The 873-nt window shown below is 68.7% G+C and carries 1 pseudogene; it reads right to left on the bottom strand.

Annotated elements, in window-relative coordinates:
* Positions 1-873, bottom strand: a pseudogene (locus tag EN943_RS38120) (hypothetical protein); the annotation flags it as partial.

Below are 873 nucleotides of genomic sequence, written 5' to 3'. Positions count from 1 at the left end.
GGCCTGGATCGCGTAGGAATCGATGCCATGCGTCTCGATCATCGCGACATTGGCGACATCGACCGCGCCGCCGCCGCCGCTGGAGCCGCCGCTGCCGCCGACACCGAGCGCGGTGATGCCGAGCGAGCCGCCGGAGCCGCCGCCGCCGCCGACCGACTGGGCGAAGATGCCCACGGAATCATCGGCATGGGTCAGGATGCCACCATAATTGTTGACGATGACATGGCCACCGGCGCCGGAAGCGCCACCGCCGCCGCCGATCGACAGCAGCGCGCCGGCGCCACCGCCCGAACCGCCGCCGCCGCCGACCGACTGGGCGAAGATGCCGGCCGAATGTCCCAGCTGAGGATCGACAATCGGACCATCGGCGCCCGGCGCCGTCGGCGTGGTGCCGAAGGTCTCGATCGTAGCCATCGTCACCTGGGACAGATCGAGCTTGCCGTTGGTGACGGTCACGGCGCCACCATTGCCGCTTGCACCAGCGCTGCCGCCAAGACCAACGGTGCCGACCGCGCCGGCCATGCCGTCGCCGCCATCGCCACCACCGCCGCCGATCGACTGTGCGTGGATGCCGTCCGACTTCTGGCCATGCGTGGTGATGATGCCCTCATTGCTGACGATGACGGTGCCGCCGGATCCACCGCCGGTGCCGCTGCCACCGATGGCGACCGAGCCGGAACGCTTGAGACTTGATGTGCCGAGCGGGGCCAAAAGAATTGTCGGGTCAAGCGGCACGTAGGGTATGGCGACAAGGCCGGTGGTGCCGATGTAGGCGTCGCCGCCCATGCCGCCGCCGCCGCCGATCGACTGGGCGACGATGCCCGACGACTTGTCGCCATGGGTGGTGATGAAATCGTAGTTGGAGACGTTGAC

Source organism: Mesorhizobium sp. M7A.F.Ca.US.006.01.1.1 (assembly GCF_003997935.1).
In the GTDB taxonomy this organism is placed as follows: domain Bacteria; phylum Pseudomonadota; class Alphaproteobacteria; order Rhizobiales; family Rhizobiaceae; genus Mesorhizobium.
Note: the sequence above shows the minus strand (reverse complement) of the source record. Positions and strands in the feature narration are given on the sequence as shown.